General features: G+C 67.3%; 9 protein-coding genes and 1 pseudogene. 5 read left to right on the top strand and 5 right to left on the bottom strand.

Features of this window, described 5'->3' with window-relative positions:
* Together WS45_RS35195 and WS45_RS23745 are read right to left on the bottom strand one after the other, a co-directional pair.
* Positions 1-166: pseudogene (locus WS45_RS35195) on the bottom strand (nitrate/sulfonate/bicarbonate ABC transporter ATP-binding protein); the annotation flags it as partial.
* A 22-nt stretch (positions 167-188) separates the two neighbouring features.
* On the bottom strand, positions 189-1,946 hold the full coding sequence (locus WS45_RS23745) for an ABC transporter permease (RefSeq protein ID WP_059692265.1): 1,758 nt from the start codon (positions 1,944-1,946) through the stop codon (positions 189-191).
* A 505-nt stretch (positions 1,947-2,451) separates the two neighbouring features.
* Here WS45_RS23745 and WS45_RS23740 point away from each other — a divergent pair.
* On the top strand, positions 2,452-2,718 hold the full coding sequence (locus WS45_RS23740) for a double-stranded DNA-specific endonuclease (protein ID WP_006398649.1): 267 nt from the start codon (positions 2,452-2,454) through the stop codon (positions 2,716-2,718).
* Positions 2,719-2,758: 40 nt separating this feature from the next.
* Here WS45_RS23740 and WS45_RS23735 read toward each other — a convergent pair whose 3' ends face one another.
* On the bottom strand, positions 2,759-4,075 hold the full coding sequence (locus WS45_RS23735; protein ID WP_059701943.1) for an ATP-binding protein: 1,317 nt from the start codon (positions 4,073-4,075) through the stop codon (positions 2,759-2,761).
* Positions 4,059-4,784 carry a response regulator gene (locus WS45_RS23730; protein ID WP_059527468.1) on the bottom strand — a complete coding sequence of 242 codons (726 nt, stop codon included), beginning with the start codon at positions 4,782-4,784 and terminating at the stop codon, positions 4,059-4,061. Before WS45_RS23730 ends, WS45_RS23735 begins: the two co-directional genes overlap by 17 nt.
* Before the next feature lie 224 nt (positions 4,785-5,008).
* Between WS45_RS23730 and WS45_RS23725 the strand changes: the two genes are divergently transcribed.
* Positions 5,009-5,560: a Spy/CpxP family protein refolding chaperone gene (locus WS45_RS23725; RefSeq protein ID WP_059701941.1), complete on the top strand. Its 552-nt coding sequence runs from the start codon at positions 5,009-5,011 to the stop codon at positions 5,558-5,560.
* Between the two features lie 70 nt (positions 5,561-5,630).
* On the opposite strand, the gene WS45_RS23720 is transcribed toward WS45_RS23725, so the two are convergent.
* The gene (locus WS45_RS23720) at positions 5,631-6,329 is read right to left on the bottom strand and encodes a pirin family protein (protein WP_059701939.1); all 699 of its coding nucleotides are present in this window, start codon (positions 6,327-6,329) and stop codon (positions 5,631-5,633) included.
* Positions 6,330-6,696: 367 nt separating this feature from the next.
* Between WS45_RS23720 and WS45_RS23715 the strand changes: the two genes are divergently transcribed.
* The 3 genes from WS45_RS23715 (at position 6,697) to WS45_RS23705 (ending at position 9,100) form a co-directional block, all read left to right on the top strand.
* Entirely contained in the window at positions 6,697-7,473 is a 777-nt protein-coding gene (locus tag WS45_RS23715) for an ABC transporter substrate-binding protein (protein WP_059451025.1), read from the top strand.
* 227 nt (positions 7,474-7,700) lie between these two features.
* A complete protein-coding gene (locus WS45_RS23710) occupies positions 7,701-8,390 on the top strand; it encodes an ABC transporter permease (protein WP_059527478.1) in 690 nt (229 codons plus the stop codon).
* Entirely contained in the window at positions 8,387-9,100 is a 714-nt protein-coding gene (locus WS45_RS23705) for an ABC transporter permease (RefSeq protein WP_059527481.1), read from the top strand. The genes WS45_RS23710 and WS45_RS23705 overlap by 4 nt, the downstream gene beginning before the upstream one ends.
* Positions 9,101-9,104 lie beyond the last annotated feature (4 nt).

Raw genomic sequence — 9,104 nt, 5'->3', positions numbered from 1 at the left:
CGATCTCGCCTTCGCGCAGCGACAGGTTCGCGTCGTCGAGCACGAGCAGTTCGCCCTGCGTCTTGTTGAAGCCGCGGCAGACGTGATCGACGCGCAGGATTTCTTCACCGAGGCGCGGCGGCTGGGACGTCTGGACGGGGGCGTTTACAGCATTCGGATTGTGCATCGCGTTTCGCTCTCAATCGGTCTCAGTCGAGCCGCAGCTTCGCTTCGGCGAAGGCATACAGCGGGCGCCACAGCAGGCGGTTGAACAGGGTAACGAACAGGGACATCACGGCGATGCCCAGGATGATCTTCGGAAAGTCGCCGGCGGCGGTGGTCTGCGCGATATAGGCGCCGAGGCCGTGCGCCTCGATCCGGGTCGTGCCCCACTGCACCGCTTCCGACACGATGCTCGCGTTCCACGCGCCGCCCGATGCGGTGATCGCGCCGGTCACGTAGTACGGGAAGATGCCGGGCAGGATCGCCTGGCGCCACCACTGCCAGCCGCGGATCCGGAAGTTCGTCGCGGCTTCGCGATAGTCGTTCGGATAGGACGTCGCGCCCGCGATCACGTTGAACAGGATATACCACTGCGTGCCGAGCACGATCAGCGGCGACAGCCAGATGTCGGCGTTCAGGTGGAAACGCGCGATCACGATCACGAACACCGGGAACAGCAGGTTTGCCGGGAACGCGGCGAGGAACTGCGCGAGCGGCTGCAGCTTCTCGGCGAGTTTCGGGCGCAGCCCGACCCACACGCCGACAGGCACCCAGATCACGGACGCGATCGAGATCAGCACGACCACGCGCAGCAGCGTGATGAGCCCAAGCACGATCACGTGGCCGACTTCGGCCATCGTCACGCCGGTCGACACGAAGCTGACGACACGCCACACGATATAGGCCGTGCCGAGCAGCACGAGCACCGCCCACGCGATGTCGACGGTGCGCGACGCCTTCTTCTCGACCTTGGGCAGCGTGAAGCGCATCGCGCCCGACACCGGCAGACGCAGCGGAATCCGCGCGGCCTTCGCGAAGAACCAGCCGGCCGGCACGAGCAGTTGATGGATCAGGCGCGTACGGCGCACGAGGTCGAGCAGCCAGGATTGCGGCGCGTCGCCCGACGCGGTGTTCTCCATCCGGAACTTGTCGGCCCACGCGATCAGCGGGCGGAACAGGAACTGGTCATAGGCCAGGATCACCACCGTCATCGTCAGGATCACCCAGCCGATCGCGCCGAGGTTCTTGTCCGAAATCGCCTGCGCGAGATACGCGCCGATCCCGGGCAGCGTGATGGTCTGGTTGCCGACGGTGATGGCCTCCGATGCGACGACGAAGAACCAGCCGCCCGACATCGACATCATCATGTTCCAGATCAGCCCCGGCATCGAGAACGGCACCTCGAGCTTCCAGAAGCGCTGCCACGATGTCAGGTGAAAACCGCGCGACACTTCGTCCAGATCGCGCGGCACCGTGCGCAGCGACTGGTAGAAGCTGAACGTCATGTTCCACGCCTGGCTCGTGAAGATCGCGAAGATCGCGGCCAGTTCGGCGCCGAGCACGCGGCTCGGGAACAGCGCGAGGAAGAACGTGACCGTAAACGAGATGAAGCCGAGCACCGGCACCGACTGCAGGATGTCGAGGATCGGGATCAGCACCATGCCGGCGCGGCGGCTTTTCGCGGCGAGCGTGCCGTAGACCAGCGTAAACGCGAGCGACGCGACCATCGCGGCGAGCATCCGCAGCGTGGTGCGCAACGCGTATTCGGGCAGGTTCGACGGATCGAGCGAGATCTTCTGGGTTTGAAGGGTCCCGATCGGCGCCATCGTTTCATGAAAGCCGACGACCGCCATCGCGATCAGGCAGATGATCAGCGGGAACGCAATGAAGTCCCACCGGTTCGGCAGAACGCGCCACGCGGACGCGTTGGCGGTCCGGTTCGGATTGAAGAATCCGACGTCCATCAGGCGCCCTCCCCGGTAAGGCCGAACGAAGCCGGCAGACGATGTTGATTCATGGCAAAGCGCACGGGCGCGGTAATTCGACGCGGTAATTCGATTGATTCACGATCTGACGCCGGCGCGAGGCGCCGTGCGTGCACGCTGCGCCCCCGGCGCGGCGAGTCGGGCCGCGACGGCACGACACTACACCAACCTGTATTTCAGGTTCAACCGTCCGGGGCCGGCGCGGCGCCATGCGACGCGCGGACGGCGCACGGATCGTGCCCGGCACGCGGGCGAACAGCAGGCGTGCGATGCGGAGCAGCCCGGCCGCAGTCCTCCGGCCGGCATGCAGGCCCCGAATTATGCCGTGATCCGGGCCGGCCGGGAACCCGCCAGCCGCATGCGGACGCAAACCATGCCGGACGTCATCGGACGATTGCGGCGAAGCAGGTATGATCGGGGTTAGCCCCTGGCGTCGGTGTCGACCACAGCCGCCAGGGATCGACCGACCAGCGGGAGGAAGGGAATGGCAGGAAACTTGGTGATCGTCTGCCGCGATCAGGATGCCGATGCGTTCTACGAGCTGATGCAGGAATATGGGTCGTTCCAGACGCGGCTGTCGTCGACGGCATGGTACCTGAACATGAACGTCGTGCCGGAATCGCTGCAGGACGAGATTCTGGAGCGCCTTGGCCGCTATACGACCGTCTATATCTTCGAGGCCACGAGCGTGACCTACAACACCATCGACAGCAACGCCGCCGAGACGCTCGGCACGCTGTTCGGCGAATGATGCCGCGCGGCGCCTGCCCGGCAGGCGCCGCATCCGCCGCTTACGCGGCCTGGGCGTGCAGTTCGTCCTTCGGCACCACGTCGAACGGGAACGTCATCGCCACGCGCAGGCCGCCCTCGGGACGATTGCCGATCTCGCACGCCCCGCCCAGCCTCAGCACCAGCCGCTCGACGATCGCGAGCCCGAGCCCGCTGTGGCCATTGCCGCCGCGCGCGGGGTCGAGCCGCACGAACGGCCGTGTCGCGGCCGCCAGGTCGCGCGGCGCGATCCCGCCGCCGCTGTCGCTGACCGACAACACGTAACCCGTCGGCGTACGCAACGTCTCGATGAGCACGGGTGGCGCGCCGTACGCATGCGCATTGTCCAGCAGGTTCGACAGGATCCGGTCGAGCGTCGCGGTCGGCAGGCGGAAACCTTCGTCGGCGGCCAGATGCGTCTGGACCGCCGGCGCGTTCGGTGCGACCGCGCGATAGCTGCGCGCGATCCGCTCGCAGGTCTGATCGACCGGCACGGGCTCGCTGCGGTCCGCCCCGCCGTGCGCGAACACGAGGAACTGGTCGACGATGTGCGACATCGAGTCGACATCGCGCACCACGCCGTCGCGCAGCCGTGCGTCGTCCATCATTTCCGCGCGCAGGCGCATCCGCGCGAGCGGCGTGCGCAGGTCGTGCGCGACGCCAGCCAGCATCACCGCGCGATCGCTCTCGGCTTGCGACACCTGTTCCACCATCTGATTGAAGCCGTGCGTGAGCTGGCGCAGCTCGCGCGGGCCGCGCTCGCGCAGCGGCGGCACCGGCTGGCCGCGGCCGAAGCGCGCGACCGCGCGCGCCAGCGAACGCAGTGGCTGCTGCAACTGCCAAGCCGCGAACAGCGCGGCGATCACGCCTGCCGAGAAGATCGTGCCGAGCCACAGCAGCATCCGGTCGAGCGAGCGCGGCGGGCGCAGCGGCTGCACCGGCACCACGATCCAGTTGCGGTCGGTCGGCTCCTTGACCCACAGCACCGGCGGGTGGCCCGGCGCGCCGATCTCGACCAGGGTGCCGGCCGGCATGCGCTCGCTCACGTCGTCGCGAAAACGCCTGAGCGGCGCCGGCAGATTCGAGCCTGCGCTCGTCGGCACGTCCGGACTGTCCGGCGACACCAGCCGCACCCGCGACGGCAGCGGCTGGTCGGGCGTGCGCTCGACGTGCTGGCGCACGGCGTCGACGAGGAAGGCGGCCTCCTCGACCGCGTAACGCGTCTGCATCTGGCTGCGCTCGAGGCGCATCGCGAAGAACCACGCGAAGTGCGACAGGAGCAGCACGCCGACGACCAGCAGCGCCAGCCGTCCGAACAGTGAATCAATGGGTTTGCGCATGGGCCTCGCCGTCGGGCACGAACACGTAGCCGCGCCCGCGGACCGTCTGGATGAAGCGCGGCGTCGACGGATCCGTTTCCAGGATGCGGCGCAGGCGCCACACCTGGACGTCGATGCCGCGGTCGGTGCCGTCGTACTCGGGCCCGTGAAGCAGCTCGAGCAACCGCTCGCGCGTGAGCGTGCGCAGCGCGTGGTTCACGAAGATCTTCAGCAGCGCGAATTCGCTGCTCGACAGCGTTGCCGGCTTGCCGTCGACCGCCAGCGTGCGCGCCTGGAAGTCGAGCACGAAACGGCCGAACGCGAACGGCTCGCGCTGCTCGGGCGCCGCCGCCGACGGCGTCGCCCGGCGGCGGCGCAGCACCGCCTGCACGCGCGCGAGCAGCTCGCGCGGGTTGAACGGCTTGCCGAGGTAGTCGTCCGCGCCGAGTTCGAGCCCGACGATGCGGTCGACGTCGTCCGCGCGCGCCGTCAGCATGATCACGGGGATGTCGTCGCCGGCCGCGCGCAACTGGCGCAGCGCGGTCAGGCCGTCCACGCCCGGCATCATCAGGTCCAGCACGATCAGGTCGGGCCGCTCGCGCTCGAGACGCTTCTCGAGCGTCGCCGCGTCGTGCAGCACGGACACTTCCATCCCCTGGCGCACGAGATAGTCGCGCAGCAGGTCACGGAGTTCTTGGTCGTCGTCGACGATGAGGATCTGGGTAGTCATGGCTCGAAGTTTACCGCGCGAGTGCGGAGTCGAAGAACGAAACAAAGGAACGAAAGGGTTACTGCGGGTTACGGCGCAAGGGAACTGTAATGCACCGTAACCCGGCAGCCACCCCGCGTAACACCCGCCGGGACACGCGCCGCTAACCTGCGTCTTACCGGATGCGGCACACGCGTCACCCGCGCACCGCATCGCCGGACCCTTTGGATACAGGAGTTTCTGAAATGTATAAGAAGACTTCCCGCGTGGCCATCGCGGCCGCCACCGTGCTCGCTCTCGCATTCGGCACCGCGCATGCCGCGCAGCCCAACGACATGCCGCCGCCGGGCGGCCCCGGCATGCACCAGATGCACGGCGGCCATGACGGCGGCCCGTTCGGCGTGATCATGAAGCTGCACGATCAGTTGAAGCTCAACGCATCGCAGGAGCAGCAATGGCAGACGGCCGTCAACACGATGAAGCAGAACCATGAGGCGATGCGCAAGAGCCACGAGCAGATGCGCGAGCAGTTCAAGGCGCAGCAGAATCAGCCAATCCTTGACCTGAACGCGATGCACGCCGCCCGCCAGCAGGCCGAGCAGCAGAATGCGCAGCTGCGCGAGCAAAGCTCGGCCGCCTGGCTCGCGTTCTACAACGGACTGAACGACCAGCAGAAGACGACGGTCAGCACCGCGCTGAAGCAACAGTTCGCGCGGATGGAACAGCGTCACGAGAAGATGAAGGAACGCTGGCAGGAGCACCGCGCGGCCAAGGCCGCGTCGGCGCCGGCGCAGTAAGCCGGCGGGCCGCCTCCCCGGGCGGCTTCGCAGGGGACGCGGGTACTTGGCCCGCGTCCCCTGTTTCGCTTCAGGCGACGTCGAACAGCAGCACCTCGGCTGCCCGTCCGCGTGCGAACGCGATCGCGTCCACCCCGGCGATCCGCGCGCCGTCGCCCGCGGCCAGCGCGTGGCCGTTGACCTCCACGTCGCCACGCGCCACGTGCACATAAGTGCCACGTCCGGCCGACACACCGAATACCGCCTCCTCGTCACCGTCGATCAGCCCCGCGAAAATCCGCGCATCCGCACCGATCGACAGCGCGCCGTCGCCGCAGTCCGGCGACGCGACGAGCCGCAGGCGGCCGCGCTTCTCGTCGTCGGCGAAATGCCGCTCCGCGTAACCGGGCCGCCCGCCGCGCCCGGCCGGCTGCAGCCAGATCTGCAGCAGATGCAGCACCCGGTCGCGCGACGCATTGGTTTCGCTGTGCATGAGCCCCGTACCGGCACTCATCCGCTGGATGCCGCCGGCCCGCACGATGGCGCCGTTGCCAAGGCTGTCGCGGTGCGCGAGCGCGCCGTCCAGCACGTAAGTGACGATTTCGAGGTCGCGGCGCGGCTGCATCCCGAAGCCGCGCGTCGGCGCGATCCGGTCCTCGCTCAGCACGCGCAGCGCGCCGAACGGCGGATGGGCGGCCTCGGCGTCGTCGACAGGCGGAAAGCTGTGACTCGACTCGAGCCAGCCTTGGCGCGTGTGGCAGCGGTCGGCGGCGCGGCGGATCTGGAACATGGGGCGGGCACTCCGGCAGGCAGACATTCTTTCTTCGGGTTTACCTGCACTGTAGGGGCGCGCCAAGCGCGCCACAATCCGCCGCCCGCCCACCGCATCGTTGCACCCACGATTCCAATCGGCGCAATGCTCGTTGCGAATACCACGATTGCCGCAACGCCCGGATCGAAGAATCCATCGGTCGCGCCGGATTGCCGTTTTCCGGGTATCGCGTTCGGGTAAAATACCGCCCTTTTGGCGTTCGCCCGTCCGGCGAGCGCCGTTGCCCGCGCGCCGAAACACGAATTTTGGCCGTCTAGAATACGCCGCGGCGCCCGGCCCGACCGGCCGCGAGCGCCCCCCGGAAGTGAGCGACAAAAGGATGGAAATGAAGAAGGCCGCCCTGTGCGCCGCCCTCGCCCTCGTGGCGGGCAGCGCCTTCGCGAAAGAATGGAAGACCGTGCGGATCGGTGTCGATGCCAGCTACCCGCCGTTCGAGTCGACCGCGCCGAGCGGCGAGATCGTCGGTTTCGACGTCGATCTCACCAAGGAAATCTGCAAGCGCATCAACGTGAAGTGCGTGTGGGTCGCGCAGGATCTCGACGGGATCATTCCCGCGCTGAAGGCGAAGAAGTACGACGTCATCGTGTCGTCGCTGACCGTCACGGACAAGCGTCGCGAGCAGATCGACTTCTCCGACAAGGTGTACGACGCGCCCGCGCGGATGATCGCGAAGGCCGGCTCGCCGCTGCTGCCGACGGTCGCATCGCTCAAGGGCAAGCGCGTCGGCGTCGAGCAGGGTTCGACGCAGGAATCCTACGCGAAGGCGTACTGGGAACCGCAAGGCGTCACGATCATTCCTTACCAGAACCAGGACCAGGTCTATGCCGATCTCGGCTCGGGCCGCCTCGACGCGACGCTGCAGGATGAACTGCAGGCCGACTACGGCTTCCTGCGCACGCCGCGCGGCAAGGGCTTCGCGTTCGCCGGTCCGGAAGTGAAGGATCCGAAGACGATCGGCGACGGCACCGCGATCGGCCTGCGCAAGGAAGACACGGACCTGAAGCTCAAGATCAACAAGGCGCTGGCCGACATGCACAAGGACGGCACGTACGACCGGCTGTCGCACAAGTATTTCTCGTTCAGCGTCTACTCGGCTCGCTGAGCGCAGACAATGACGGGAAGCGGATGCGGGGGCGCCCCGCGTCCGGCAGTACAGGCAGTCCACCACGCGCCGCCCGCCCCTCGCCCGCCGCTCCCCGCGACGGGCTGGCCCGGCACCGTTGCCGGGGCGGACGGTCATGATACGCACGGGGCGTTCCGCGCAGCTTGGCGGGCGCGTCTTTCGCGGCGCACCGCGTGCGCCGTCCGGGACCACACCAGGGACCACATATGTTTCTACAAGGCTACGGCCCGCTGATCCTCGCAGGCACCTGGCAAACCGTCAAACTGGCGGTGCTTTCGCTCGCGCTGTCGTTCCTGCTTGGCCTGCTCGGCGCGGGCGCGAAGCTGTCGCGCAACCGCTTCACGAACGGCGTCGGCACCGTCTACACCACGTTGATCCGCGGCGTGCCGGACCTCGTGCTGATGCTGCTGCTGTTCTACAGCCTGCAGATCTGGCTGAACATGGCGACCGACGCACTCGGCTGGGACCAGATCGACATCGATCCGTTCCTCGCCGGCGTGCTCGTGCTCGGCTTCATCTACGGCGCGTACTTCACCGAGACCTTCCGCGGCGCATTCCTGTCGGTGCCGCGCGGCCAGCTCGAGGCCGGCAGCGCGTACGGGATGACCAACTGGCAGGTGTTCACGCGGATCATGTTCCCGCAGATGATGCGCTTTGCGCTGCCGGGCATCGGCAACAACTGGCAGGTGCTCGTGAAGTCGACCGCACTGGTGTCGATCATCGGCCTCGCGGACGTCGTGAAGGCGTCGCAGGACGCCGGCAAGGGCACGCTGCGGTTCTTCTTCTTCACGCTGATCGCCGGTGCGGTCTACCTCGCCATCACGACGATCTCGAACTTCGTGCTGATTTGGCTCGAAAAGCGCTACTCGACCGGTGTCCGCAAGGCTGACCTATGATCGAACTCATCCAAGAATACTGGCGCAACTACCTCTACACCGACGGCTTCCGGATCACCGGCGTCGCGATCACGCTGTGGCTGCTGGTCGTGTCGATCGGCCTCGGCTTCTGCCTGTCGGTGCCGCTCGCGGTGGCCCGCGTGTCGAAAAGGAAGTGGCTGTCGGGCGCCGTGTGGCTCTACACGTACGTGTTCCGCGGCACGCCGCTCTACGTGCAATTGCTGCTCTGCTACACCGGCCTCTACAGCCTGCAGGTCGTGCGCGGCACGCCGCTGCTCGACGCGTTCTTCCGCGACGGGATGCACTGCACGCTGCTCGCGTTCACGCTGAACACCTGCGCGTACACCACCGAGATCTTCGCGGGCGCGATCAAGGCGACGTCGTACGGCGAGATCGAGGCCGCGCGCGCATACGGGATGTCCACCTTCACGATGTATCGCCGCGTGATCCTGCCGTCGGCGCTGCGCCGCGCGCTGCCGCTCTACAGCAACGAAGTGATCCTGATGCTGCACGCGACCACCGTCGCGTTCACCGCGACCGTGCCGGACATCCTGAAGATCGCGCGCGACGTGAACTCGGCGACCTACATGTCGTTCCACGCATTCGGGATCGCCGCCCTGCTCTATCTCGCGATCTCGTTCACGCTCGTGTGGCTCTTCCGCCAGGCCGAGCGTCGCTGGCTCGCGTATCTGCGCCCGCAAGGCAAGTAAGTTT

Origin of the sequence: Burkholderia sp. RF2-non_BP3 (genome assembly GCF_001522185.1) — a bacterium.
GTDB classification, from domain to species: domain Bacteria; phylum Pseudomonadota; class Gammaproteobacteria; order Burkholderiales; family Burkholderiaceae; genus Burkholderia; species Burkholderia diffusa.
Note: the sequence above shows the minus strand (reverse complement) of the source record. Positions and strands in the feature narration are given on the sequence as shown.